Raw genomic sequence first — 26,587 nt, 5'->3', positions numbered from 1 at the left:
TATAAATTATTTAGTTAAATCATACAAATCTCGTACTTCTCGTTTTCGAAGCTGTCGAAATTCACCAGGTTGTAAATTTTCTAAACCAATTCCAGCAAACTCCTCCCGTTTTAATTTTTCAACGGGATGACCGACTGCCTTTAGCATCTCTTTAACTTCATGATTTTTACCCTCATGAATTGTTAGACGCAGCATCGAATTATTTTTTGAATTACCAGCCTTCGCAATCACCTCTACTTCTGCGGGTGCACTCTTATACTTTCCATTAATTAAAACACCTTCACGAATCTTTTTCAACTCTTCGTGATTAAGTTTTCCAATTACCTTAACCAAGTAGGTCTTCTTGATCTCATATTTGGGATGGGTCAATTGAAAATCAAGTGTCCCATCGTTAGTTAAAATGAGAAGTCCACTAGTGTCATAATCCAGTCTTCCAACGGGATAAATTCGTTCTGGAACTTTCTTAAAAAAACTTAAGACAGTCTTGCGATCTTTCTCATCATTTACTGATGAAATCACCCCGCGTGGTTTATACAACGCAAAATACACTAAGCGTTCTTTCTTTAACGGTGTGCCATCAACCTCAATTCGATCAGTAGGATCCACCTTAACTCCTAGCTGATTAACAACCTTACCATTCACTTTGACATGACCAGTGTTAATTAGCTCCTCTGATTTCCTTCTAGAAGCCACCCCATCATGCGCCATTACCTTTTGTAATCTTTCACTCATTTTTGATCCTCCAATGGTTTCATCTCATTATCAAACATTTGAACATAATCTTTGGGATCTTTTCCTTCATCAAGTTCTGGCAGATCATCAATTTTTTCAAGGTTAAATGCACTTAAAAATAAATCTGTAGTGCCATAGAGCTTGGGTTTACTAGGCTCGTTTTTTTCACCATCAACCTTAATTAAATTCTGCGTAAGTAAATTTCGGATTGAAATTGAGCTATTAACTCCTCTAACATTGTCAACTTCAATGCGAGTGACTGGTTGTTTGTAAGCAATAATGGTAAGTGTTTCCAAAGCTGATTGAGTTAACAAATCATCATCCGCTTTTACAAATTTTTGTACAATATCAGCATACTCTCGCTTAGTTGACATATGGATGATATCACCATTTTGCAGTATACAAAGTCCAAATTGAGTGCTTGCATATCGTTTTTTTAATACGTCTACTTCACGTTGGACTTCACTCTCACTTTTACTAGTCAACTTCATTAATTGTTTAATTGTCATTCCAGCGTCTCCAGACACGTACAAGAGCGCTTCAATTTCAGCCATTAAATTCATTAATTCCATTTCCTTATTAAGATTTCCCCATCATTACTTGTTTGAACTACGCGAACGCTTTGGTGCTTAACCATCTCTAACAATGCTAAAAAGTCTGTTACCAATTCCTCAAGCGGATAATTACCGCTTAACAACTTAGAAAATGGCATTTCATAATCTACAGCAGAATCTAGTTTCCGTCTAATGATTTCACTCTGTTCATTTACACTAAAATCCCAATCCTGAACCTCTTCAATCTGTGGAGCTGAGCTCAGGTGTCGCCGTCGCATAATTTTGTCCCAAGCGTGTTCAAGCAAACTAACTTCAAATTCGTTTGCACCAATCATTACATCTGATTTATTAAACGATCGATCCCGAAAATGATATTGTGTTCGTTCTTTTTCCTTTACCCGCAATTTTTGGGAAGCCCGTTTAAATCGTTTGTATTCAATCAACTGTCCCACTAAATCATCTCGCGGATCCTCATCTTCATCATCGTCGGTCTCCTTAGCAAGTAACATCTTGGACTTAATCCTCATTAAGTTGGCTGCCATGACAAAAAAATCACCAGCAACATCAAAATTTAGTTGTTTCATCTGATTCAAATAATCAAAATATTGTTCAGTAATATCTTTAATATTAATATCATAAATATCCATTTTAGACTGATGAATAAGATGCAATAAAAGTTCTAATGGCCCATCAAAATCATCTAAGTGAATTTGTAGATTGTCGCTGCTCATGACTCAACTCCCATTTGCTAATAACATCTTGGGTATTAAAAGTTCCCATGATCTTCTGATCTGGATACTCATTTTCAACACTATCAAGTATCCGAAATTCATTAAAAATAGTATCTGCATCAGGAGTCAGCGTGATTCTTCTTACAACCACATTCTTAGGATTAGTTTCAATTCCGACGATTCCGGCCCAGTTTCCAAACTGATCTTTCCACAGATAAATATCACGATTATCCGCATTTCGATACCAATTCATTTCTTCCAAGAGATGTTTTGTCTTATCACTACTTTTAGAAAGGGACAACATCCCCATCACGATCTTCTCATAATCATTACGATACTTAAATAACATTATAATCACCTCAACCAATTGATCATACCGACTAACTCATGCTCTAGGATGGTACTTGTCATAGACCTGGCTTAAACGTTCATGAGAAATGTGGGTATAAATCTGAGTTGTCGAAATATCCGAGTGGCCAAGCAGTTCTTGAACCGTTCTTAAATCCGCTCCATTTTCGAGAATATGGGTGGCAAAAGAATGACGCAAAGTATGCGGAGTAACATTCTTTTTAATTCCAGCCAAACTAACATACCGTTTGATCTTTTCCCAGACACTCTGACGACTAATGCGACCACCATGAGCATTTAAAAAAACATAGGGTGAAGTTCGATGTTTAAGTAACTTCATACGGCTACCATTTAAATACTTAGAAAGCCAATTTTGAGCAACATTTCCAATTGGGACGATTCGCTCTTTATCACCCTTCCCAATGGTTTGAATCAAATTCATCTCTAAATGAAGATCAGATAACTTTAGATTAATCAATTCTGAAACCCGTAATCCCGTGGCATACAGCACTTCTAAGATAGTTCGATCTCGAATGCCATACTTATTATTAGTATCCGGCATTTTTAGTAAACGATCAACTTCATCTACAGATAGCACATCTGGCAGATGCTTGCCCTTTTTAGGTGTATCAATTTTATTCATAGGATTTTGTTTAATAATCTTAAACTCCATAAGATACTGAAAAAATTTACGTAACGTTGATACAAAACGAATGATAGTATTACGCGATTTGCCCTTTTGCTTCATCATTTCCATATAATTCAAGATTTCATACTGATCAACATCTTTAAACGAATTAACATGCTTTTCTTTCATACCAGTACAGAATTCTTTTAGGTCCTGCCGATAGCTTTTGATGGTGTTGTCAGATAATCCCCGTTCAACCAAAAGATAGTGGAGATAATCTTCAACTTGGTCATTCAACTATTTTCATCTCGTTTCAGCTAATTTAATTCCGGTTGGTGTTTCTTCAATGATCCGGGCCTTTAATAAGTGCCCAAGTGCTCGTTTAAACTGGGCTTTACTAATTCCAAAATAATCTTTAATTTCTTGCGGATCACTTTTATCGTTATAGGGCAATTCATTGTTTGGCTTATGTTCTAAGATGGTTTGAATCATCTTAGCATCCTCGCCGATTACTTCATATGCCCGAGGACGAAGGGATAAGTATAGGGTTTTATTAGGACGAATCCCAATAATTCTAGCATTCACCTTTTCACCTAACCGCGGTTGTTGTTCCTCTTCCGACTTATCAATAAAGCCCAGATTATAATGATCGGTAATAACTTCAGTTCCCATTAGTTTGGGATTGATTACCCAAGCCGTTACGTCACGATTCTTTAACTTTGGATCATTCGCTGGTTGAGAAATGGCTTTATATATCTGTGAATCAGCCAATTCGCCCCAAATGCGATTTTTACTATCCTTCTTAAGGGAAATTAGAAGTTCATCACCCACTTCAGGCCAGAGCGATTTAATATCAGGGAGGTCATCAAGTGAGACTGCCACGTCCTTATCTGGCAAACCAATATTGACAAAAATTCCTAAACCAAACTTAATACCGACTACTTTTCCCCATGCGTAACTATCGACACCCACATCGGGAACATTACGAGTGATTTTCATTTGGTGCTTTTCATTTTCGTATACAAATCCTTTGAAATTACCACCCATTTTGATGGGTTTCTTCAGTTCATCTTTGTTCAAAGAATAGGTAATCCCGTTATTTTGGATAAAATATTCCTTATCATTTTCATCAATTACTTTTCCTGTAATTACGGTTCCAAGATCTTCATTCATATTATCTCTCCATCCCAACGCTTTTAATGACCATTATACCAAATAAAAAAAGCATCCGATATTTTCGGATGCTTTATTATTAATAATTATTATTTAGCTTTTGATTGATTACCGGCGTAAACGATTCCACGACGACCATCAACAGTAACTAATTGACCATCTTTGATGTTTTCAACTGCATCGGTAGCACCAACAATAACAGGAATGTTAAGTGAAATACCAACAACAGCAGCGTATGAAGTCAAACCACCGTTTTCAACAACGATTGCACTTGATTTCTTCATAGCTGGTAAGTAATCCTTGTTTGTGTCTTTAACAACAAGAACACCACCATCAACGGCCTTATCATTAGCTTCTTGAGCATCTTTAGCAACCACTGTCTTACCAATAACAGTTTCACCACCGACACCTTGTCCTTGAGCTAACTTGGTACCAATCAACTTAACACGGATAGTGTTAGTAGTTCCTTGATCACCCAATGGAACACCGGATGTGATCAAAATCATGTCGCCTTCCTTAGCAAGTCCGGTTTCAACTGCTTTCTTAGCAGCTAATTCGAACATTTCATCAGGATTTGATGGCTTGTCAACTAAGATTGGTTGAACTCCATAGTTAACCGTCAATCCACGACGAACACGATCATTAAAGGTTAAAGCAAGAATATCAGCATCTGGATGATACTTAGAAATCATTCTAGCAGTGTAACCTGATCCAGTTGCAGCAACGATGGTATGAATTCCCATATCTTTAGCAATTCGAGCAACTGAATCGCCTAATGATTCGGTAACGTCACCATTGCCAAACTTTGGACGTGGAGTTCCAAATTCAAAGAAATGTTTGTCAGCTTGAATGTCGATCTTGCTCATCATTGAAACTGATTTAACTGGGTAATCACCGTTAGCACTTTCGCCAGAAAGCATCGTAGCATCAGTACCATCATAAACGGCATTAGCAACATCAGATACTTCGGCACGAGTAGGTCTTGGTTCTTCTTGCATTGAATCAAGCATTTGAGTAGCAGTAATAACTGGCTTACCTAAATCGTTACAAATCTTAATTAGATGCTTTTGAACGGTTGGAACATTTTCTGGTGGGATTTCAACTCCCATGTCACCTCTAGCAACCATCAAACCATCAGAAACTTTAATGATTTCATTAAAGTTATCGATTCCTTCTTGTGATTCAATCTTAGGGAAGATTTGAACGTCTTCCATATTCTTACTTTCAAGTAAGGCACGGATGTCTAAGACATCTTGTGGCTTTCTAACGAATGAAGCAGAGATATAGTTAATACCATGGTCACAACCAAAGAGGATATCATCAGTATCTTTTTTAGTAATACCAGGCAAGTTAATTGAAACTCCTGGAGCATTAACACCCTTACGTGAACCTAAGACTCCGTTATTTTGAGCAGTAACTACCAACTCTTTGTTAGCATCGTCTTTTTTGTCGATTTTGGTATCTAAAAGACCATCATCGAACAAAACGTGTCCACCAACTTTAACATCGTCATACAAACCGGGGTAAGAAACAGCAATCTTGTCTTTTGTTCCTTCAAGGTTACCATCCATTGAAATTCTAAATTGATCACCAGTGTGGTATTCAATCTTTCCGTCTTTTTGTACAGTGGTTCTGATTTCAGCACCCTTAGTATCTAAGACAATTCCAACAACCTTACCAGTTTTCTTTTCCGCTTCTTTCACCTTGTTCATACGATCTAAATGTTCCGCATGATCTCCGTGTGAAAAATTAAAACGAAAAACGTTTGCTCCTGCTTCAATAAGCTTAGTGATGGTATCAACATCAGTACTTGCAGGACCAAGTGTACTTACGATCTTTGTTCTCTTCATAAGTAAAGCCTCTCCTTTTTGCACGGCACACACCTGTGCACCACGCATTATTTGATTTCAAGTGTATTGTATCACTTTTCCGTAGGATTGTCGTTGTTTTCACAGTCAAAATTTATCATTGTGTAACAACGTTTCTATCCCCTAAAATGTTCCATAAATCTTGCATCAAACTTGTATTAATCGCTACATTATATTTTTTATCTAGAAGTTGTTTGCGGTCATCTGCGGTCCGATAAATTAAAATCCTAGTATTGCCTGGATGATCTTGAATAACCCGCATTATATCCTGATAAATGGCACTTTTATCATGATCTGAATCAATTTTTAGATATAACTTTGGGCCACTGGTTTTAACTTCGGAATTATGAACAACGTTTGCAGCTGGTTTAATCGAATTGGCCACTAACTGAAGTCCCCTTTGAACTTCAATATTACCTGCAATCACAACAACCATACCACTTTTTAACCATCCACTGATTTTATTATAAAGGTTGGGGAAAATAGTAACGTCAATATCACCAAACTGATCGTTTCCGTCGATGAAAGCCATTAATTGTCCCTTTTTGGTTCGAATGGTTTTAACGTGGGACACAAATAAAATCATTTTGACGTTTTTAATTGGATCATGAACGTCGCTGGTATTTAAAGCATGGATCTGTTTCTGTAAACCAGCATAATGTTCGACGGGATGCCCAGTTAGATAAGTGCCTAAATATTCATTTTCCTTGTTAAGCTTATCCCAGTCGGAGAAATCATCCATCTTTTTGATTTTGGGAGCAAGTGCTTGGATTAATTCAATGGAATTCCCACTTAATTCAGCCGAACTAATAAACTCTGGAATAGCATTAATCAGCTCATGACGATTATAGCCAAAACCATCAAGCGCACCAGAATAAGCCAATGAATTAAGGAGATCAACTTTTCTAAATCTTGGATCAATTCGGCTGATTAACTCCTGTAAATCATGGAAGTTCCCATTTTTGCTTCGTTCGTCATCAATGTTTTTAATGAAATCAGTTCGCAAGCCTTTAATTGCCCGAAATCCAAATCGGATTTTTCCATTTTGATAAGTATAATCATCCATACTTTCATTAATATCTGGACGTTCAACCTGAATCCCAAACTCTTTTGCTTCTTGTACATAATTTTTAATTTTACGCGAATTCCCCAGAACAGAATTCAATAAAGATGCAAAAAAGGGACCAGGAAAATGAACCTTCAAATAAGCTAATTGAAACGCCATCTTGCTATAAGCAACTGCATGTGATTTATTAAATCCATAGTCAGCAAACCGTTCAATGTAATCAAACGTTGTTTCAGAAACATCACTAGGGTATCCATTTTTAGTTGCACCATTAATAAACTGGATCTTCATATCATCCATTTCTTTTTTGTGCTTCTTACTCATGGCACGTCTTAAAATGTCAGCTTGCCCAAGCGTAAAACCACCCATAGCTGATGCTAATTGCATCACTTGTTCCTGATAAACAATGATGCCAAACGTTGATCCAAGAATATCCCTAATGGTTTGGTTAGGATAATTAACTTTCTGTGTCCCATTCTTACGTGCAATAAACATATCAATATTTTTAATTGGACCGGGTCTATAAAGAGCATTAACGGCCGCTACCATATCAAAATTGTCGGGCTTTAGCTTACGTAACACACCCTGAATCCCAGATGACTCAAACTGAAAGACCCCATCAGTTTTCCCAGCCTGAAACAATTTCAGAGTTTTCTGATCGTTTAAATCAATTTCGTTGATTTTAAATTTTGGATCAATTTCAGAATGAATGATTTTTAAAATATTAGCCATTGTTGATAAGTTTCGTAGTCCAAGAAAATCGATCTTTAATAGTCCTACACTTTCAACATAATATTTTGAATACTGTGTCATTAATAAACCATCATTTCCGGATTGGAGTGGAGAACGATCAACAATCGGGTCTTCACTTAAAATCAAGCCCGCAGCATGCGTTGAAAAATGACGTGGTAACCCTTCGAGTTTTTCTGCCGTATCAAACAACAATTGATTAACTTTTTGGTCTGCTAATAAATTCTTTAATTTTTGTGATTCTGACTCAGCTTTGCTTAGCGATTCATACAATTGATTAGGAATTGCTGACGACCATTGTGACATCTGAGTTGGAGTCATTCCAAAGACTCGGCCAACATCACGAATGGCTTGTTTAGCGGCTAAGGTTCCAAACGTTACAATTTGGGCAACATGCTCATTCCCATACTTATGATGGACATACTGTAAAATGTCATCACGCCGATCATCAGGAATATCTAAATCAATATCTGGCATTTGAGCCCGTTCTTCGTTTAAAAACCGTTCAAACAATAGATTATACTTAATTGGATCAACATCGGTAATTCTTAAGGTATAAGCAACTAGCGAACCAGCTGATGAACCACGTCCGGGACCAGTAATAATACCATGCCGATGTGCAAAGTTTAAAACATCCCACACAATCAAAAAGTAATCATCAAAGCCCATGTGATTGATTACACTTAGTTCTCGATCAAGTCGCTTTTGGTATACTGGTTGATCAAGCTGTCTTTCTTTTAGCCCCTGCTCACACAACTGACGTAAGTATGCTTTTGAAGTTAGCTGGTTCGGTGTGGTAAAACTTGGTAGTTTTGGTTGCTCTTGAGGAATATCAACGTTTACAGCATCAACAATTTTCTGATTATTTAAAACTGCCTGATCAAGTCCCAACTCGTGGTACTGACTCTCTACGTCATGGCGATCTTTTAGCCACTTAGATCCGACTTGATGTTGCTTTTCCATTGGATGATCCATTACTTTACCAGTCCCAATTGCCTTTAAAACCTCATTGGGAAAATAATCACTAGCATCCAAATATTCAACCGAATTAAGGGCGACCAAATCAACGTTCAGTTCAGCAGCTAGATCATGAATGTGGCTCATTAATAATTTAGATAAACTTAAATTAACTCCGATTTTGACTGAATTTAAATCAGAAACAGTTTTAATATCATTAATAAGCTTCCTTGCATCATCAGTTCTGCCAATCTCAATTAACTTTCTTAATTCACTATTTTCAGGAAAAATGACAAATAAATGATGAAATTGATTCTTGATCTTCTCAATGAGATTCGTTTGCTCATTATCCATCAATAATGATGAAATTTTCATCAAGTTTTGATACCCAGTATGATCCTTAGCAATCAAAACCAGTTCAGATGGCTCTTCCTTAAAAAACATTCCACTTAAAACCACCGTTAAACCGATTATCGGTTTAATCCCCTGGCGTTTAGCTTCATTAAAGAACGCCACTGCTCCATAAAGTACGTTTCGGTCGGTTAACGCAACACTGTCATAACCACGTGCCCTGGCCTTCTCGATTAATTTTGGAACCGTATTAGTACTTTGGAGTAGGCTATAAGAAGTAATATTTTGTAATGGATTATATCCCAAATTTGTCATCTCCCTTCTTAAACTTCACTAATCATTATACCAAATGAAATTAGTAAAATTTATCAGACATTAGCTGATGTTTGCAATTGATTTTTTCCGTTATAGTGATAAACTACTCTTATTGAGAGGTGTTAATTATGAAGACATTTGCTGCTAACTTGACTGGTGCTTTCTGGGGTTTCGTCTATGGTGAAATTATTGGATACATTGGCTCTGCTTTAGTCGATGCACCATATAATTGGATCCAAGTTGGAGTAATCGGCGCTGTTGTTGCACTAATTGCTTTCAATGGAATTAGATTGATTAGTCGTTAATTATAAACAAAAAATAACCTGCAGGTTGATTGATCTGCAGGTTATTTTTTATTCTTTTGCAACATCTTCTGAAATTTTGACGATCAAATCAACCGCTTTTTCCATTGTCTGAAGTGAAACATACTCAAAACGGCCATGCATGTTTTCGGGCCCGGCAAACAAATTAGGTGTCGGAATTCCAAGAAAAGAAATCTTAGAACCGTCAGTCCCACCACGAACAGGATAAATATTTGGTTTAATACCAACCTCATTCATGGCATCTTTAGCAATATTAATCGGGGTCATATCCTTCTTAATTACCTCGGCCATGTTGTAATATTCATCATGCATTTCCAGTTCGACTCGACCGTCGCCGTACTTTTCATTAAATTGATCAACTAACTTCTGAATGAATTCTTTGCGTTCATTGAACTTATCTTTATCGTGATCACGGATAATGTAATCTAACTTTGCATGATCTGTCACCCCATCAATCGCCAATAGATAGTAAAATCCCTGACGATCCTTAGTGTTCTCCGGACGTTGATCTTTAGGCAACTGATTATGAAAATCAATGGCAAGTTGTGAAGCATTCACCATTACACCATAAGCATCACCAGGATGCACATCGGTTCCATTAAACTTAATTGTAGCGGCAGCTGCGTTGAAAGTTTCGTACTCTAAATCTCCAAGCGGACCACCATCAACAGTATAAGCAAAATCAGCGCCAAAATCAGTAACGTCAAATTGATCAGCACCAGTTCCAATTTCCTCATCTGGTCCAAAACCAATTACAATATCACCATGTTTAATCTCAGGATGATCAATTAAATACTTCATTGCGGTCATGATTTCGGCCACACCAGCTTTATCATCGGCTCCTAAAAGAGTTGAACCATCGGTAGTAACCAACGTTTGGCCAGCATACTTCTTAAGGGTTGGGAATACGCTTGGATCCAATTTGTATTTTCCGTCTTTATCAAGATTAATAACTGATTTTCCGTCATAATCCCTTACGATCTGAGGATGAACGTGTTCAGAGTTAAAGTCAGCCGTATCAATGTGAGAAATGAATCCAATTTTAGGAACCTTTTGATCAATGTTACTAGGTAAATCCGCAAAAACGTACCCACTCTTCTCATTTGTTCGTACGTTTTTCATCCCAATGTCCTTTAACTCATAAGAAAGTTCATTTAGAAAATCAACTTCCTTTGGATCAGATGGAATCGTATCAGAATTGGGATTAGATCGCGTATTTACCCGTACATACTTTAAAAAGCGATCTAATAGTTGTTTACTATCAGCCATAGTTCTTCCTCCTATATAAACTCAAATGGATCCGTGTTCAATTGCGATGCAAATACATTGATTTTCCAATTATTTTCGTCGGACCAACGCGTAAACATTTCAGCTAATTTGTTTTTACAAATACTTTCGATATGATGGCCAGGATCAATTGCAGACAGACCATTAGAAAGCATCTCTTGAGAAGTATGATAATACAAATCACCCGTAATATAAACTTGGACGCCTCGTTTAATTGCTTCCGGATAAAACTTTCCCCCATCACCACCAAGAATAGCAACTCGGGAAACATTTTGTTGATCATCATTCGTTACCATTCGTAAACCATTAATTCCAAACACTTGTTTACATAGTCTTCCCAAATCAATCACCTTCATTGGCTGTTTTAAATTGCCAAAGCGCCCCATCGAATAATTAGTTGGATTTCCGTTTGAATCTAAATGAGGAACAAGGCCAGTAGGATTTTGAAGACCAATGGCATCTGCCAACCAATCGTTCATGCCACCATTTGCATTATCTAAGTTGGTGTGAGCAGCGTACACGGTAATGTGGTGTTCTAAAAGATTTGCGTACATCTGATTTTGTGGATCAGCCAAATCAAGATTCCTTGCTGGATGAAACATAACGGGATGATGAGCAAATATAAAATCTACATCTCGATTAATTGCTTCTTTTACAACCTCTGGCCTTACATCGAGGGTCGTCATCACGTTCTTAATTTTCTGGTCCTTTGATCCAATTTGAAATCCAGTAGGATCATGAGGTTCAGCAAGTGAAAGAGGTGCAAATTCTTCAAATCTAGTGATCAAATCATTAACTGTGGTCATTTAAAATCTCCTTTAATTCTGCATTAATTTTCTGAATATGGCGAATTTTATCTAATGGTGGGTTAGTTGCATTATTCAAGTTATTCAACACAACCTTGTTCTTGCGAATTCGATCGGTCCACTTATCAATAAATTCTGGATTCTTTTGCTTTAAAAGAACAGGACCAAATCGCAATTCTTGCTTAGAATATTCAACTCGTTTGACAACTGGCTTAGCCAACATCATTTCATAAAAATGTCCTGCATCAAAAACAATGTTTTCTGCTTTAATTCCATATTGGTTGGATACTAACCACCTGCGTAAACGAATTTCATCAACGTTTGGCTGAAGAATCAAAGCAGTTTGATCAGTTAGTTTACGCTTTCCCCGTTCAAGAATTTGGGTGATCAATTCCCCACCCATTCCAGCAATTACAATGGCGTTTACGTGATCATCAGGATTAAACACATCAAGTCCATCTCCCAATCGAGTTGTCATTTTATCAGTCAAATGCTGCTCTTCCATCTCAGATGTTGCATTTTTAAGTGGGCCAGGAGCTACTTCACCAGCAATTGCATACTTAATTAAATCTCGTTTTAATAGGTAAGCTGGAACATATGCATGATCGGAGCCAATATCTGCCATAATGGATCCATTAGGAACTAAATCAGAAACTGCTTGCAGTCGTGGCGATAATTTTTTTGCCGTCATTATCTTCCTCCAAATTCAATAAAAAAGGCAGCGATCCGTTGGGATCTCTGCCACTTTTTTTAATCTAAGAAATCTTTTAGTTGTTTACTACGTGATGGATGTCTCAATTTTCTCAGAGCTTTAGCTTCAATCTGACGAATTCGTTCTCGGGTAACACCGAAAACTTTTCCAACCTCTTCCAAAGTTCGAGTTCTTCCATCATCCAAGCCAAATCTCAACCGAAGAACATTTTCTTCACGATCAGTAAGCGTATCAAGGACACTTTCTAATTGTTCCTTTAAAAGTTCATAAGCTGCGTGATCAGCCGGACTCGTTGCATCTTCATCTTCAATAAAATCACCAAGATGAGAATCATCCTCTTCCCCAATTGGGGTTTCAAGTGATACAGGTTCTTGAGCAATTTTGAGAATTTCTCGAACTTTTGAAGTTGGCATATCCATCTCAGCACCAATTTCTGATGGAAGTGGTTCTCTACCAAGATCCTGTAGTAATTGACGTTGAATTCGGATCAACTTATTAATGGTTTCAACCATATGAACTGGAATTCGAATCGTTCGAGCCTGATCCGCGATTGCCCGAGTAATCGCCTGTCTAATCCACCAGGTGGCATAAGTTGAGAACTTAAATCCTTTTCGATAATCAAACTTCTCAACGGCTTTCATTAGACCCATGTTACCCTCTTGAATTAGATCAAGGAATTGCATTCCACGACCAACGTAACGCTTAGCAATTGAAACAACTAATCGTAAGTTAGCCTCTGCTAATTCTTGTTTAGCGGTTTCATCACCCTGTTCAATTCTTAAAGCTAACTGAACTTCTTGGTCAGCCGTTAGTAGCGGAACACGTCCAATTTCTTTTAGGTACATTCTTACTGGATCATTAATCTTAACACCCTTGGAACTTGAAGCATTCTTTAATTCCTTTTGGGTAACTTTTTTAGCAGCCTTTAAAGCACGGGGGTCAGGCTCACCACTATCATCAACGATACTGATCCCAGAGTCCTCAATTTTTTCCATTAATTCATTCATTTGCTTCTTGTTCAAACTGAATGGAATTTGGAGTTCTTCTTCAAGGACCCCATAAGTGATATGACCCACCTTTTTGTACTTCTTCACAACCGCATCAAAAACTTTTTTGTATCCAGTTTTATCAAATTTTTCTTTACTAGTGGTCTTCTTGGCTCTAGTAGTTTTAGTTCTTGTGGTTTTCTTTGCAGTAGTCTTCTTAGTGCTTTTGGTTGCACTACTCTTTTTGGGAGCTGCCTTCGCAGTCTTATTTGTAGAATTTACTTCATTTTTCTTAATGTCTTTTTCTGCCATAGAAATTGCCTCCCATTACTGTCTTTTTACTGATACTTCTTTTGCAAATCCTGGTATTCCTTGCCTAATTGGGCAGCTTTCTCAATATCACCCAACTTTACAGCGTCCATCATGGCCTGATGCTTGGTTTTTAGTGACACTTCACCAGTTAAAGCTTGCCTTATTATTCTAACACAATCATCAATTTCTTTTTCACTTGGCTCATTGGATAAAGCAGCCATTTCAATATTAGCAAGTGTAGATTGTAAATCAGATTCTTTCAAAAAATCACTAAACTCCGCCGCACTATAATGATCATGATTTTGAAAATAGTGTTGTGCTAATAAATAAATTGTCTGATACTGATCGTGAACAAAACTGAACTCAGGATCATCTGTGAATTTCAACCACACGTTACGATTATTCAACATTCGCGATAAAAGTAACCGTTCCGCACTCTCAACCCGAGTAATCTTCTTAGGATTTTGATTCAACACTTCGGGAACTGTATCGGTTTTCAACATCCGAACTTGTTTTCTTTGACGTTTGTTAATAAATGTTGAGCGAATCTGCTTGCACTGAACGGTTAATGCATTCATATCTAACTCAAATTCATCTGAAAGCTGTTTTAGATAGACACTTCGTTCAACTGGTTTATCAATTTTAGCAATTACGTTTAAAGCCGCATCCACATAATTTAACTTTTCTTCATCATTACTTAAATCATACTGGGTTTTAAGAAAACGTAGCTCAAAAGAGACAGTAGTCTCCCGTGCACTTTTAATCGCATCTTTAAACTTGTCGTTTCCATATTTTCGCCGATATTCATCGGGGTCAATCCCATTTGGCATTTGAATTACGCCAACCGTAAACTGACCTTCATCCCCCAAAAGTGAAATGGCACGTTTAGTAGCTTTTTGTCCAGGATTATCACCATCGTAGCAAACATAGACCTGATTAGTTAACTGATTAAACTGGTAAATTTGTTCATTAGTTAAACTAGTCCCCATTGAAGCTACACCGTTTTTTACTCCAGCTTGATAGGCTGAGATGACATCCATGAATCCCTCAAATAATATTAAATTTTGTTCATTACGAATGCTAGGTTTAGCTAGATCAATGTTATAAATGATTTTCCGTTTGTTAAAAATACTTGTCTCTGGACTATTCAAATACTTGGGAATATCAGGATCTTTGTGTAAAACCCTTCCTGAAAATCCCACAGTCTTAGAACTATCGTTCCTAATCGGATACATGATTCGATTTGTGAATCGATCGCTTAGTTCTCCATCTGAATTTTCAATGAATAACCCCGATTTCCTCAAAAGTTGATAATCGGCTTTTTTGTTCTCAAAGAATGGCTTTAATAATCGTTGTCCTGGAGCAAAACCTAAATTAAAAGTTTCGATCATGTCATCCGTGATTTTTCGATCATGAAGATACTTAAGAGCTGGGACACCTAGTTCGGTGTTAACCAACACATGATGATAAAGTTTGGCGGCCTCTTCTTGTAACTGAATAAGATTATTTTTCTCAGTGTGAACCGGAGAGTTATCACCACCATTTTGGATTGAATCAGGAAGTTTAATTCCCTCATCATTAGCCACTGCAATTACAGCTTCGGGAAAAGAAATTCCCTGTAAATCCATTAGGAATTTAAAAACATTCCCTCCACGACCACAACTAAAGCAGTGAAAAATTTGCTTACTTTCGGACACAGAAAAGGATGGTGTTCTCTCTTCATGAAACGGACACAAACCGAATAGGTTATTCCCAGACTTTTTCAAATTAACGTACTTACTAACAACGTCAGTAATATTGGTCTGATTTAAGACATCATCAATTACCGTTTCGGGAATCTTTGCCATGAAATCACCATCCCTTCTTAGGATTACATACTACTATTTATTATTTTTATTTAACAATGATTTCATCAACCGCCGCAAATCGATCAATCAAACGTGCCAAATTAGTTAACTCAGCTAATCGGTTCGTTCTAACTTTCTCATCATCAACCATCACCATGGTTTGATCAAAATAATCATTAATGGCTGGACGCAAAGAAGTAAGTTCTTCAAAAGTTTGGTTAGCATTTAATTCATCGAAGTTTTGGCTGATTCGGTCAACTTGTTCATTAAGGACCCTTTCGGAGTCATTTTCAAACATGTTCGGATCGACTTCAAGTAATCCGTCTTTAAAATTACCCTTTTGTGCAATTCGAACCACTCTTGTTAAGGATTCAATGGCTTCCTTAAAGTGAGCATCATCCTTATGATCATTTAACGTCATTGCCGTTTCTACATTAAAGTAGATGTCACTGTCAGTGGAACCAACGGCTGCATCAATCAGATCATAACGAATATCCTGTGATTTTAATTGTCGCTTAATTCTTTCTTTAATAAAAGATACCACATCAGAAACAATTGGATTTTGATCAACCTTTGGTAAAACGTCGGCTTGCTTCTCTTGAGTAATCGCATTTTTCATAAGCGAAACAAGTGGCATCCGCCATTTTTCATTGGTAACAATTCTAACAATTCCAGCTGCTTGTCTTCTAAGGGCATATGGGTCGTTAGAACCGTTTGGAACCATGCCAGCAGCAAAGAAAGTCATAACACTATCAAGCTTATCAGCAACGGAAAGAACTGCACCAACTTTAGTTTTAGGTAACTGTCCATCAGCTGAAATTGGCAGATAATGTTCCCGAATTGCGGTAGCAACCTCAGGATCTTCACCAGCTAATAGGGCATATTTTTCACCCATCACACCTTGTAATTCGGCAAACTCGCCTACCATTCCAGTCACTAAATCAAACTTATAGATTTCGGCAGCTCGCTGTAAATGCTTTAACTGTTCTTCATCTAAACCCACTTCTTCACCAATCAACTTTGCAATAACTTGAACGCGTTGCATTTTATCATATTCAGATGAAATCTTATCATGAAAGCTTACCGTTTTAAGTTTATTTACATAGTCATCAATTGTTTGCTGTTGATCCTCATTATAGAAGAAATCAGCATCATCAAGACGCGCAGTTAAAACCTTTTCGTTTCCAGCTATCACGTTATCAAGATGATTTTCGTCCCCATTACGTACGGAAACAAAATAAGGTAATAAATTACCATTTTGATCTTCAACATAAAAGAAACGTTGGTGGTTTCTCATTGAAGTAATTAAAACTTCACGTGGGATTTTTAAGAAATGATCATCAAATTTCCCAGCAAAGCTGGTCGGCCATTCAACCAGGTTATTAACCTCTTCAAGCAAGTCACTATCAATGTTAATTTTCCAATTGTGCTTTTTAGCAATGGCTTCAATTTGCTTCCGAATTAAGTCCTTACGTTTGTCTGCATCAGCAATTACATGTTGGTTAGTTAATGCTTCTTCATAATCCTTAGCATTTTTTAATTCGACGTCTTTTCCTAAGAATCGGTGTCCCCAAGTAGTTCGGCCTGAATGAACGTCAACGATTTGCATTGGAATAACTTCATCATCTAACAAGGCCACAATCCATTTAATGGGACGAATAAACTCAAACTTATTTGTTCCCCATTTCATAAGGGTTGGAAATGTCATGGACTTAACAACATTACTAAGTCCGCTTAAGACGACCTGGACTGGTTTCCCTTCAATGTGCTTTTTAACGAAGGCATATTTTGTGCCCTTGACGTCTTTGAAGACAATGTCCGCTGGAGATAGTCCTTGTCCCTTAGTAAATCCAATGGCAGCTTTACTCCAATCACCATTTTTATCCTTTACAATTTTTTCGGCAGGACCCTTTACTTCTTCATCAACATCAGGCTGCTTATCAGCCAGCCCCGTAATCTGAATTGCTAATCTGCGTGGGGTAGAAAATTTTTTGATTTGATCATAAGAAATTCGTTGATCTTTTAGGTATGCAGCCGTCTTATCTGCCAGTTGATTGACACTGGGAGTAACCACATGTGCTGGCATTTCTTCTAATCCAATTTCTAATAAAAATGTTCTTGACATTTATTTCTCCCCCTTTCCGTTATTACGATTATTACCATTTTTTTTATGTTTCTTTTTATCTTTTTGATCATCATGCAAAAGTTCTTGTCGTTTCTTTTCATCCTTAATGAGTGGGAAACCACGCTTTTTACGTTCTGCTACAAAAGCCTTCGCAATTGCATGTGCCATTTTTCTAATTCGTGATAAATAACCAGCCCGTTCGGTTACCGAAACGGCACCCCTGGCATCGAGTAAATTAAAAGTATGACTACACTTCAAGATATAGTCGTAAGCAGGGTGAACTAGTCCAAGGGAAATTAATCGTTTAGCTTCCTTTTCATAGGCATTAAACATTTGGTGCAACATCTTCTGATCGGACTCTTCAAAGCTATATTTGGAATGTTCATACTCAGGTTCTTTAAAGATATCGCCATACTTAACTCCATTACCCCACTCAAGATCAAAAACATTATTAACATCTTGAATGTATGAAGACAAACGTTCAAGTCCATACGTGATTTCAACGGCAACTGGATCCATGGTAAGTCCACCAACAACTTGAAAGTAGGTAAACTGGGTAACTTCCATTCCATCAAGCCAGACTTCCCAGCCGACTCCTGCACATCCCATTGAGGGGTTTTCCCAGTTGTCTTCAACGAAACGAATATCATGTTCAAGCGGATTAATTCCCAACTGCTCTAATGAATTAATGTACAGTTCCTGAATGTTATCCGGAGAGGGCTTCATCAAAACTTGAAATTGATGATGTTGATACAGTCGATTAGGATTTTCGCCATAACGACCATCAGCGGGACGTCTTGATGGTTCTACGTAACAAACGTTCCAGGGCTCTGGACCAATTGCACGTAGAAAAGTGTAAGGACTCATGGTTCCTGCACCTTTTTCCGTGTCATATGATTGCATCCGCATGCAACCTAATGAACTCCAATATGACTCTAAAGTACTGATAATATCTTGAACCGATAATTTTTCCGTCATTACTTTTTCCTCCTAATTAATAAGCAAATAAAAAAGCCTATGCAAAAGTATCACTACTTCTACATAGGGACGATTTATTCGCGGTTCCACCCTACTTCTGAACTTAATCAGCAACTCGAGATTAAACGACTCCGAAAGTGCCAATCCATATTAACATCGACCACTTCTCACCATCGTGGCTTCACTGAGATGTCATAAATATAAACCATCTTTCATCAAGGTCAGTTATTTAACTAACTTAATTATAAAATTATCAGTCACAACCGTCAACGTTTAATCATTATTTAAGGTTAATTTTCCAATCGTTCATCTGATCTAAAAATTTTTTACTTTTTAAATTCAATCCGACAGAACTATCATAAATTTTATCAATTACGCTTCGTAATTTCTTCTTAGTTTTTTCATTAACCTGAATATTTCCGATCTTTTTTAAATTAACCGCTGAAAATAAACGAAGGTAGTAAATTGTCTTTTGATCTAAATGCATTCGATGAGGATCCATATTGAAATGATCCTCACAAATAATACCACCATACTCTTCCGAATAATCAAATTTTTTATTAGTTTGATGGCAGATCACACACGACTTAAAATCTGGTGCCACCCCAAAAACCGGTAATAATTGAATTTCAATAATATTAGTAACAACTTCAGCATCAAACCCACTGTTAATCATGTTCAACGCATAGTATAAACGATTAAACCAATCACTAATTTTAACCCCTTCAGGAAAAGCGGCATCAATTAACGTCATGATATAGGTGGCATATGCATCCAAATAAATGTCATTCGAAATTTGTTCAAAATGTTTAACGTCATTCCCACTACTAATGTATGACAATCCCTCTGGTTTTAAAGTACCTTCATAGGTCCCAAAACTAAAGGGTAAAATGTCTCCTGCCATTTTAAAATTAGCCTTATTAGCTCCTCTTACAAAGAACATTTTAAGTCCAGCTTCAGCCGTTAAAAATTTCACCAACATATCATGTTCACGATAATTTTTACGGTATAACAAAATTCCATGAAACATTTGGCTCTTTGGATTTACTGACAAAATATCACCTAGTAACTATCTTTGCGGTATCCTAATTGTCTTAAAGCGGATTCTTTTTCACGCCAACTCGGTTGAACCTTAACCCATAACTCCAGATATACCTTACTTCCAAGTAAATCTTCAATTTCTTTTCGAGCTAAGGTTCCGATTTTTTTAAGCATTCCACCATTTTTGCCGATTAGGATGCCTCTTTGACCCTTTCTTTCTACAATAATATTGGCATCAATATGAACATTACCATTATCTTGTGTCTTCATTTTTTCGACTTGCACAGCAACTGAATGAGGGATTTCCTGTCTGGTTAATTCCAAAACCTTTTCTCGAATCAATTCTCCTACGATAAAACGTTCGGGATGATCAGTAATTTCGTCATCCGGATAATACTGGGGACCCTCTGGAAGCTTAGCAACTAAAGTATTCAATAGTTCATCAACATTGTTACCCTGAAGAGCAGAAATTGGAAATACATCTGCCCAATCATAAGCCCGTTTATAGGTATCCATAATTGGTAATAAACTATTAGGATTAATCTCATCAATCTTATTAATAACCAAATAGACGGGACTATTAACCTGCTTTAGTTGATCAATAATATAATTATCGCCAGCTCCACGTGTCTCAGTTGCGCTGACCATAAATAAAACTGCGTCAACTTCCTTTAAAGAAGAGAGAGCAGCTTCATCCATATAGTCATCTAACTTGTTCTTAGGCTTATGGATTCCAGGAGTATCAATGAAAACAATCTGCGCATCATCAGTAGTGTAAATTCCCTGAATCTTGTTCCTTGTTGTTTGAGCCTTTTCAGACATAATGGCCACTTTTTGGCCAATCACTCGATTTAAAAACGTTGATTTACCAACATTAGGACGTCCTACAATTGCTACAAATCCTGATTTGTATTTTGAAGTCTCTGCCATATTTTCCCCTTAATTAATTCAATAATTCAATAATTTTTGGAACAAACACAAATAGTCCAACGACAATTGCAAAGATAGCAGTTAGTACCACACCACCAGCTGCAACGTCTTTAATCACTTTTACTCGTTCATCATAATGATGATCACTCATAAAATCCATGATTCTTTCAACCACAGTGTTAAGGATTTCACCAACAAGTACTAAAATAATGGCTGTCAAAAGCCACATAAATTGTTCCAGTCGAATCCGTAAAATAAATCCTAATCCCATCGTAATAACGGCACACGCCATATCAAACTTAAAATTTCGTTCGTGAATAAAAACCCATTTAATACCGTCATAAGCGTGACCAAAAGCCTGGATGAAATTTTTGTTTTTGCCCGTTTGTTTGTTATTTTGTGAGTCCATAAGAATCCATAATCTTTCTTTGAAGAGGAAACATTACCGCTTCGTCTTCAGGTTTCATGTGATCATAACCATTTAAATGTAAAAATCCATGAACAACCAAGAACCCTAACTCTCGATCATTAGAATGATTTAAAAAGTCAGCCTGTTCGGCTACTTTATCAACACACACAAAAATATCCCCGATATTTTCAGGAATATCCTTCTTCATTTCATCATTCATAATCACTGGAAAATCGTCATCACTCTGGTCCTCAATTGCAAAACTAATTACATCCGTAGCCCGATCAACTCCACGATAATCACGATTAATTTCTCTAATACGGTCATTATTAACTAAGGTAACTGACATCTCGGTATTATCCTTTAAGTTAATGTACTTAGCAGCATAATTTAGAATATCTCTAATCAGAGTAATTTTTTGGGGATCAACTCCATCTTGAGTTTGATCATATATTTCAAGATCCATATCTATTCTCCGTTATCATTTTTTTCGTACGCATTAATAATCTTGGCAACTACGGGATGTCTAACCACATCGTCAGCACTAAAATTAACAAAACTAATATCATCAATGTCTCGCAAGATTTTAGGAGCGGTTACTAGCCCACTTCGTACTCTTCCGTTTAAATCAATTTGAGAAACATCCCCATTAACAATCATTTTAGAACCAAAACCTAAACGTGTTAAAAACATTTTCATTTGTGCATTGGTCGTATTTTGAGCTTCATCCAAAATGACAAAGGAATTGTCAAGCGTTCTTCCACGCATATATGCCAAGGGCGCAATTTCAATGACCCCACGATCCATTAATCGTTCACTATGATCAGATCCAAGCGTTGAATTTAATGCATCATATAAAGGACGCAAATATGGATCAACCTTTTCTTTTAAGTCTCCGGGTAAGAATCCAAGGCTTTCACCAGCTTCAACAGCAGGTCTAGTTAAGACAATCTTATCCACATCACCCTTTTTGAGGGCTGCTACTGCCATTACAACCGCTAAATAGGTCTTCCCAGTACCAGCTGGTCCGATTCCAAAAGTGACATCGTTATGCTTAATGGACTGGACATACTGACGTTGACCAAAATTCTTTACTCGAACGGGCTTCCCTTTATTATCCTTTAAAAGCACTTGATTATACAACTCTGGAAGAAATCCAAGGGTTCCCTTTTCAGCCATTTTCATGGCCGAAACAAAGTCACTAGAATTTAAAGTGATTCCAGAATGAATCAATTCAAGCATGCCATTCAAAATATCAATGGTATTTTGAACCGCCTTTTCGTCATCACCTTCGACAGTGATCTTTCCCCCAGAATGACGAATTGATGTTGCCATACCCTGTTCTAAAATATCCAAAAAGGCATCTTGTGCACCAAATAAAGCGGCTTCATCATTGGGATTCTTTAACGTTAATTCTTTTTTAAACTTAAAATTATCTGTCAATCAAACAAGTTCCTTTCATATCGACTTTTACCTAAAATATTAGCATATAATCCGCCACTTACAAAGCAAAAGAACAAAAAGAACTCATTGATTCATTCAATGAGTTCTTTTTCTAACTGAGAGCTTTATTAACTAGTTTATTAACAGTACTGCCATCAGCTTGTCCCTTAACTTTTCCCATGACAGCACCCATTACTTTTCCAAAGTCGCCCTTACCGGACGCTCCGAGTTGTTTGATTGTATCATTAACGATTTTTTCAACGTCGGCTTCAGACATTTGTTTTGGTGCATAGTCTTCAAGAATCTTGAGCTCTTCTTCTTGACCCTTCACCAAATCATCTCTTCCACCATTTTTAAATTCAGCAATTGAATCTTTGTGTTGCTTAACTTCTCGATTAACAACAGCTGCCGCTTCAGCATCAGAAAGATCATGGCCTAATTTTATTTTTTCATTCATTAAATTAGACTTAAGCATCCTGACAATGGTTAATCTTGTCTTATCATGATTCTTCATGGCACTTTTGAGATCATTATTTAATTCATCGGATAAAGCCATTTTAGCCCTCTTTTCATATATAAAAAACGCTCCTATCATCAGGGGCGTTTCATTATTAGAAGCTGCGACGCTTCTTTTTCTTATTGTTACGCTTACGAGCTGCTTCTGATTTTAATTTACGTTTTACGCTAGGTTTTTCGTAAAACTCACGTTTACGGAATTCCTGAAGGGTACCGCTTTTTGAAACCGTGCGCTTAAAGCGTCGAAGAGCATCATCAAGAGATTCGTTTTTGCGAACGACAGTTTTTGACATGATAAATCCCTCCCTCCGAGCTTAAATAATACCGTTTGTATTTAATCCTTAACGGTCATTATTAATTATACATTATGGAGAATGGCCCGTCAACGAGTCTGAACGATAAATATGATAAAATACTAACAAAGTAGGAGGTAATATTATGACAACCAATTTCAATGCATTTATAATTTCAGATTCAAGTGGTGCCACAGCCATGTCAATCGCCCGAACTGCAGTAGCCCAATTCCCTGAAGCAAATGCTAACTTTAAACGCTATCCATTCATTCAAACGCAGTCGATGCTTGACGGAATTCTTAAACTAGCTAAAGAACAAGATGCCATTATCTTTCATACCTTGGTCGATCCTGATCTGAGCAAGCTAGTAACTGCCTTTGCCATGGATAATAATTTATATAGTTTTGATTGCATTCAAAAGCCAATTCAAATTATTTCCAAAAAGCTTCATGAATCAGCTGCCGAAGTTCCTGGTTTAGTTCATAACCTTAACGAAGACTACTTCAAACGAATCTCTGCAATTGAATTTGCGGTAGCAAATGACGATGGAAAACGACCGGGTGATCTTAAAAAAGCGGATATTGTTCTCCTTGGAATCTCACGAACATCTAAAACACCCCTATCACTCTATCTGGCCAACCAAAATTTACTAGTAGCAAACGTTCCCATTGGACCAACCATCCAACTGCCAGAAGAAGTTTATCAAATCGACCACAATAAAATTTTTGGTTTAACCAACTCCGTTACAAACCTAAAGAAGATTCGCCAAGAAAGAATGATTGCATACGGACTCGACCCTGACACTCCATACTCAGACTCAAAACAAATAAAAAAAGAGCTTGACTATGCCAAGCATCTTTATCGTAAATTAGATTGTTTACAAATCAACGTGTACAACAAGTCCATTGAAGAAACAGCTACGATCATCACTCAGAGTCTAAACATTAATGAACAAGGTCACTAATCTTTCCATCCTTATAATCACGTTTAATATCTTCAATCATATCCGGATTAAACTTCTGTTCTTTTAGCATTTTGATCTCATATTGGTGAGGATTAATCTTAACATCATCATTAATTTTAATTGTTGGTGTTTCAAGAATTTTAGGGATCTTATCAAACTTAGGGTATCTGGCCACGTAATTCAGGGCGTCAAATCCAAGGGACCCAAAACCGATGTTAGTATGACGATCTTTATGGGCACCCTGAGGATTCTTGGAGTCATTTAAATGAATCACCTTAATCCGATCCATTCCAATAATTTTGTCGAACTCTTTCATTACCCCATCAAAATCATTCTTAATGTCATAACCAGCATCGCTAGTGTGACAGGTATCAAAAGTAATCGACAATTTGTCGTTCAACTTAACCCCATCAATAATCTTAGCTAATTGCTCAAACGTTGAACCAATTTCCGTTCCTTTACCTGCCATAGTTTCAAGGGCCACCTGAATCTTTTGGTCAGGCGTAATCACTTCATTTAACCCCTTGATAATCTGTTTGATTCCTGCTTCCACTCCTGATCCAACGTGGGATCCTGGGTGCAAAACAATCTGATCAGCACCCATTGCTTCTGAACGATCAATTTCTTGTTTCAGAAAATTAACCGCAAAGTGAAAACTTTGGGGCTTTTTGGGGTTGCCCAAATTAATAATATAAGGAGCATGAACCACTACTTCTTGTAAATCATGGTCTTCCATATACGAATGAGCTTGATCAATCTTAAGTTTATCAATCGCAGTTCTTTTTGAGCTTTGTGGAGCTCCAGTGTATAACATAAAAACATTTTCACCATCCCGAGCTGCTTCCTCAGCAGAACCGAGCATCATATCTGGTGCTTTCATGGCAACATGTGACCCAATTAAGAATTCATCACTACTCATTTTTATCCTCCATTACTTTAACAACCCTAGCGGAAGCATCCCCATGCTCCCAACTACAAAACTTATTATAAAAATCTTCTATTTTCTGATCATACCCGATAAACTTACCATCTTCGTTAAAATGTGACAACTCATTATAAAAAGAATTTTGATCTTCAACAATTGGACCAGGAACGTCTTTTTTAAAATCAAAATAAAAACCTCTTAACTCATTTTGATAATGTTTTAAGTCATACGCATAGAATAACATTGGACGTTTCAAATTAGCGTAATCAAACATCACAGAAGAATAATCGGTGATCAATAAATCTGAAATTAAGTATAACTCACTAATATCACAATCGGCTTCGATCTGAACTCGATCTTCATACCCAGCGATATCAATTCGATCTTTAATAAGGTAGTGAGGACGAATAATTAATTTCGTGTTATCACCCACATGATCAAAAAATGATTTCAATGAAAATGGCAGTTCAAAGTTATAACTCCCCTTTTTTTGATAGTCATCATCTCGCCAAGTTGGTGCATACAAAATAACTTTTTGTTTTGGATTACCAACAATTCTTTTCTTTAATTCTGAAATGGTTTTAGCGTTATTTTGCTGATACAAAACATCATTTCTTGGATATCCAATTCGCAAGGGAACGTTTTTAAAATCAAAGGCCCGATCAAAAATATCCTCTGAATATTGATTAGGCATAATCAAGTATTTCCATCGACTAGCAGCCTTCTTAAAATCGTCATGATATTGCTGAGTCGAAATTCCTGGAATGGAAACATGCTCGATATCAACTCCTAATTTTTTAAGCGGAGTCCCATGCCAGGTCTGAATGTAGGTCGTTCGCTTATTTTTCTTCCACCATTTGGGGAATCGCGAGTTAAAGACCCAAAAATCAGCTCGAGCAACGTGCCAAACCCATCTCGGAAAAAAGCGTCGTAAAATTTGAACGTTAGGATACTGTTTGTGTAACTCTTTATAATTAGCTGCTTTCACCCCAAAATACGCATGCTTAGCGTATTCAGGATGTTGCTTAATCCACTCAAAATAGATGGCAGCAGGATTATCGTTAATGTCTTTCCCGTTAAAACTTTCGAACATGATTTCGTGTTTTTTAACGGGCATACAAATAAACCCATCGTTCAGCGCGATGAGTCCAGTGCGAATGGCTAACTTAATACCACTAATTAATTTATCCTTAATTTGCTTTCCATTCATATTATTT

Annotated in this window: 26 protein-coding genes; 2 read left to right on the top strand and 24 right to left on the bottom strand. The window is 37.0% G+C overall.

Annotation, left to right across the window (positions count from 1 at the left end):
• Nucleotides 1-6 precede the first annotated feature (6 nt).
• From AC6UD2_RS03410 to dnaE, 8 genes are all read right to left on the bottom strand, one after another.
• A complete protein-coding gene (locus AC6UD2_RS03410; protein ID WP_500698026.1) occupies nt 7-732 on the bottom strand; it encodes a pseudouridine synthase in 726 nt (241 codons plus the stop codon).
• Nucleotides 729-1,286 (bottom strand): SMC-Scp complex subunit ScpB, encoded by a 558-nt coding sequence (gene scpB, locus AC6UD2_RS03405; protein WP_500698025.1) that lies wholly within the window; start codon nt 1,284-1,286, stop codon nt 729-731. The genes AC6UD2_RS03410 and scpB overlap by 4 nt, the downstream gene beginning before the upstream one ends.
• A gap of 8 nt (nt 1,287-1,294) precedes the next feature.
• Nucleotides 1,295-2,017 carry a segregation and condensation protein A gene (locus tag AC6UD2_RS03400; protein ID WP_500698023.1) on the bottom strand — a complete coding sequence of 241 codons (723 nt, stop codon included), beginning with the start codon at nt 2,015-2,017 and terminating at the stop codon, nt 1,295-1,297.
• A complete protein-coding gene (locus AC6UD2_RS03395) occupies nt 1,983-2,366 on the bottom strand; it encodes a riboflavin biosynthesis protein RibT (RefSeq protein WP_500698021.1) in 384 nt (127 codons plus the stop codon). Before AC6UD2_RS03395 ends, AC6UD2_RS03400 begins: the two co-directional genes overlap by 35 nt.
• A gap of 36 nt (nt 2,367-2,402) precedes the next feature.
• On the bottom strand, nt 2,403-3,290 hold the full coding sequence (gene xerD, locus AC6UD2_RS03390) for a site-specific tyrosine recombinase XerD (RefSeq protein WP_500698020.1): 888 nt from the start codon (nt 3,288-3,290) through the stop codon (nt 2,403-2,405).
• A gap of 6 nt (nt 3,291-3,296) precedes the next feature.
• Nucleotides 3,297-4,166: a CvfB family protein gene (locus AC6UD2_RS03385; RefSeq protein ID WP_500698019.1), complete on the bottom strand. Its 870-nt coding sequence runs from the start codon at nt 4,164-4,166 to the stop codon at nt 3,297-3,299.
• 89 nt (nt 4,167-4,255) lie between these two features.
• Nucleotides 4,256-6,016, bottom strand: coding sequence for a pyruvate kinase (gene pyk, locus AC6UD2_RS03380; RefSeq protein WP_039142941.1), 1,761 nt, complete (start codon nt 6,014-6,016; stop codon nt 4,256-4,258).
• 115 nt (nt 6,017-6,131) lie between these two features.
• Entirely contained in the window at nt 6,132-9,473 is a 3,342-nt protein-coding gene (gene dnaE / locus AC6UD2_RS03375) for a DNA polymerase III subunit alpha (protein ID WP_500698018.1), read from the bottom strand.
• Nucleotides 9,474-9,601: 128 nt separating this feature from the next.
• Between dnaE and AC6UD2_RS03370 the strand changes: the two genes are divergently transcribed.
• On the top strand, nt 9,602-9,778 hold the full coding sequence (locus AC6UD2_RS03370; RefSeq protein WP_500698017.1) for a DUF2929 family protein: 177 nt from the start codon (nt 9,602-9,604) through the stop codon (nt 9,776-9,778).
• 48 nt (nt 9,779-9,826) lie between these two features.
• Here the strand turns inward: AC6UD2_RS03370 and pepT are convergent, their stop codons facing one another.
• The 14 genes from pepT to rpsU form a co-directional block, all read right to left on the bottom strand.
• Nucleotides 9,827-11,065: a peptidase T gene (pepT, locus tag AC6UD2_RS03365; protein WP_500698016.1), complete on the bottom strand. Its 1,239-nt coding sequence runs from the start codon at nt 11,063-11,065 to the stop codon at nt 9,827-9,829.
• 11 nt (nt 11,066-11,076) lie between these two features.
• A complete protein-coding gene (locus tag AC6UD2_RS03360; RefSeq protein WP_500698015.1) occupies nt 11,077-11,889 on the bottom strand; it encodes a Nif3-like dinuclear metal center hexameric protein in 813 nt (270 codons plus the stop codon).
• Nucleotides 11,876-12,580, bottom strand: a complete 705-nt coding sequence (locus AC6UD2_RS03355) for a tRNA (adenine(22)-N(1))-methyltransferase (protein ID WP_500698014.1) — start codon at nt 12,578-12,580, stop codon at nt 11,876-11,878. Before AC6UD2_RS03355 ends, AC6UD2_RS03360 begins: the two co-directional genes overlap by 14 nt.
• 59 nt (nt 12,581-12,639) lie before the next feature.
• Nucleotides 12,640-13,899, bottom strand: coding sequence for an RNA polymerase sigma factor RpoD (rpoD, locus tag AC6UD2_RS03350; protein ID WP_082019935.1), 1,260 nt, complete (start codon nt 13,897-13,899; stop codon nt 12,640-12,642).
• A gap of 26 nt (nt 13,900-13,925) precedes the next feature.
• Complete coding sequence (gene dnaG / locus AC6UD2_RS03345; protein WP_500698013.1) at nt 13,926-15,746, bottom strand: DNA primase; 1,821 nt, start codon at nt 15,744-15,746, stop codon at nt 13,926-13,928.
• Between the two features lie 46 nt (nt 15,747-15,792).
• Complete coding sequence (glyS, locus tag AC6UD2_RS03340) at nt 15,793-17,871, bottom strand: glycine--tRNA ligase subunit beta (RefSeq protein ID WP_500698012.1); 2,079 nt, start codon at nt 17,869-17,871, stop codon at nt 15,793-15,795.
• Nucleotides 17,872-18,849, bottom strand: coding sequence for a glycine--tRNA ligase subunit alpha (gene glyQ, locus AC6UD2_RS03335; RefSeq protein ID WP_500698011.1), 978 nt, complete (start codon nt 18,847-18,849; stop codon nt 17,872-17,874).
• A gap of 280 nt (nt 18,850-19,129) precedes the next feature.
• On the bottom strand, nt 19,130-19,879 hold the full coding sequence (gene recO, locus AC6UD2_RS03330; RefSeq protein WP_500698147.1) for a DNA repair protein RecO: 750 nt from the start codon (nt 19,877-19,879) through the stop codon (nt 19,130-19,132).
• A gap of 32 nt (nt 19,880-19,911) precedes the next feature.
• On the bottom strand, nt 19,912-20,820 hold the full coding sequence (gene era / locus AC6UD2_RS03325; protein WP_010021382.1) for a GTPase Era: 909 nt from the start codon (nt 20,818-20,820) through the stop codon (nt 19,912-19,914).
• Nucleotides 20,821-20,833: 13 nt separating this feature from the next.
• Entirely contained in the window at nt 20,834-21,229 is a 396-nt protein-coding gene (locus AC6UD2_RS03320) for a diacylglycerol kinase family protein (protein ID WP_039142962.1), read from the bottom strand.
• Nucleotides 21,213-21,695: an rRNA maturation RNase YbeY gene (gene ybeY, locus AC6UD2_RS03315; RefSeq protein ID WP_010021378.1), complete on the bottom strand. Its 483-nt coding sequence runs from the start codon at nt 21,693-21,695 to the stop codon at nt 21,213-21,215. Before ybeY ends, AC6UD2_RS03320 begins: the two co-directional genes overlap by 17 nt.
• Nucleotides 21,696-21,697: 2 nt before the next feature.
• Nucleotides 21,698-22,672, bottom strand: a complete 975-nt coding sequence (locus tag AC6UD2_RS03310) for a PhoH family protein (RefSeq protein ID WP_056997961.1) — start codon at nt 22,670-22,672, stop codon at nt 21,698-21,700.
• A 112-nt stretch (nt 22,673-22,784) separates the two neighbouring features.
• Nucleotides 22,785-23,228 (bottom strand): GatB/YqeY domain-containing protein, encoded by a 444-nt coding sequence (locus AC6UD2_RS03305; protein ID WP_039142967.1) that lies wholly within the window; start codon nt 23,226-23,228, stop codon nt 22,785-22,787.
• Nucleotides 23,229-23,283: 55 nt separating this feature from the next.
• The gene (gene rpsU / locus AC6UD2_RS03300) at nt 23,284-23,481 is read right to left on the bottom strand and encodes a 30S ribosomal protein S21 (protein ID WP_039142968.1); all 198 of its coding nucleotides are present in this window, start codon (nt 23,479-23,481) and stop codon (nt 23,284-23,286) included.
• Between the two features lie 145 nt (nt 23,482-23,626).
• Here rpsU and AC6UD2_RS03295 point away from each other — a divergent pair, with 145 nt between their 5' ends.
• Nucleotides 23,627-24,445 (top strand): pyruvate, water dikinase regulatory protein, encoded by an 819-nt coding sequence (locus AC6UD2_RS03295; RefSeq protein WP_010021373.1) that lies wholly within the window; start codon nt 23,627-23,629, stop codon nt 24,443-24,445.
• Here AC6UD2_RS03295 and AC6UD2_RS03290 read toward each other — a convergent pair.
• Both AC6UD2_RS03290 and AC6UD2_RS03285 read right to left on the bottom strand, forming a co-directional pair.
• Nucleotides 24,426-25,364, bottom strand: a complete 939-nt coding sequence (locus tag AC6UD2_RS03290; RefSeq protein WP_500698010.1) for a deoxyribonuclease IV — start codon at nt 25,362-25,364, stop codon at nt 24,426-24,428. The two genes, AC6UD2_RS03295 and AC6UD2_RS03290, sit on opposite strands and share 20 nt — an antisense overlap.
• The gene (locus tag AC6UD2_RS03285) at nt 25,357-26,580 is read right to left on the bottom strand and encodes a CDP-glycerol glycerophosphotransferase family protein (protein ID WP_500698009.1); all 1,224 of its coding nucleotides are present in this window, start codon (nt 26,578-26,580) and stop codon (nt 25,357-25,359) included. Before AC6UD2_RS03285 ends, AC6UD2_RS03290 begins: the two co-directional genes overlap by 8 nt.
• Nucleotides 26,581-26,587: the final 7 nt, after the last annotated feature.

Source organism: Fructilactobacillus sp. X2R5C2, from assembly GCF_059901375.1.
This window is presented reverse-complemented; position numbering and strand designations above follow the sequence as displayed.